The sequence below is a fragment of the Micromonospora sp. U21 genome (assembly GCF_018070045.1).
Classification (GTDB): domain Bacteria; phylum Actinomycetota; class Actinomycetes; order Mycobacteriales; family Micromonosporaceae; genus Micromonospora.
In genome coordinates this window covers 1-968 of the sequence record NZ_JAGPYK010000089.1, presented here as the reverse complement: position 1 = coordinate 968, position 968 = coordinate 1, and the positions used below count along the sequence as shown (strand labels likewise).

The 968-nt window shown below is 67.9% G+C and carries 2 protein-coding genes; both read right to left on the bottom strand.

Annotation, left to right across the window (positions count from 1 at the left end; genetic code table 11):
- On the bottom strand, window positions 1-601 hold a 601-nt coding region (locus KBX63_RS34880; protein WP_210918683.1), incomplete at its 3' end, for an IS3 family transposase.
- Window positions 598-968 (bottom strand): transposase (locus KBX63_RS34875; RefSeq protein WP_210918682.1); only part of this gene is annotated, 371 nt, incomplete at its 5' end. The genes KBX63_RS34880 and KBX63_RS34875, both read right to left, overlap by 4 nt.

Genomic DNA, 968 nt, shown 5'->3' with positions numbered 1-968 from the left:
AGTTCGATCCCCTGTCGCTGTGGTGGATCAACTGGCCGTCGCGGACGTCGCGGGACCAGATGCCGTATTCGAGGGCGGCGAGGATGATGTCGGTGTCGCAGCGGTCGGAGGTCTTCCACCCGACGATCCGGCGGGAGAACGCGTCGCGGACGGCGGCCAGCCAGAACACACCTTCGCCGCAGGGGATGCGGGTTGCATCGGCGACCCAGAGCCGGTTCGGCCCCGTCGCGGTGAACTGCCGGTTGACCAGATCCGGCGCTGGCGTGTGCCGTGGGTCCTGCTTCGTAGAGCCGCCGCGCCAGCCGCGACGCAGGAACGCGCCCTGCCAGCCCTGCTCGGCCATCAGCCGCTCCACCCGCTTGCGGCCGACGCGAATGCCGTCACGGCGTAGCTGCCGATGCACCCGGTCCGCGCCGTAGGTGTGCCCGGACGCCTCCCAGATCTCGTGGATGTTGGAGATCAGCCCCAGATCGACCATGTCCCGGTCGCAGGGCTGATCAGCCTGCTTGACCCACGCGTAGTACGTCGAGGCGCCGATGTTCAGGACCCGTAGCAGGAGCGCGACCGCGAACTGGTCACGGTGTTCATAAATGAACGTCATGACCGTCGCCGGGTCGGGTCGAGCTCCGCCGCGAAATACGCGCTCGCCGCTTTCAGGATCTCATTCGCCCGCCGCAGCTCGGCGACTTCCTTGCGCAGCCGGCGGTTCTCCTCGGCCATGTCGCTGGTGGGCCGGTCGTGACGCTCGTCGGCGTCGGCCTCGGCCTGCCGGATCCAGTTCCGCAACGCCTCGTGATGCACGCCGAGCTGCTCGGCCAGGCGCCGGATGACCGGCTTCGGGTCCGACTCGCGATACAAGCGCACAGCGCGCTGACGTAGCTCGTCGGGGTACTTCTTCGGTGCTGCCACGGACGACTTCCTCCCCACGGCCATCAGACCATGATCAAGAAGCTCCATAGAAGCGGGGG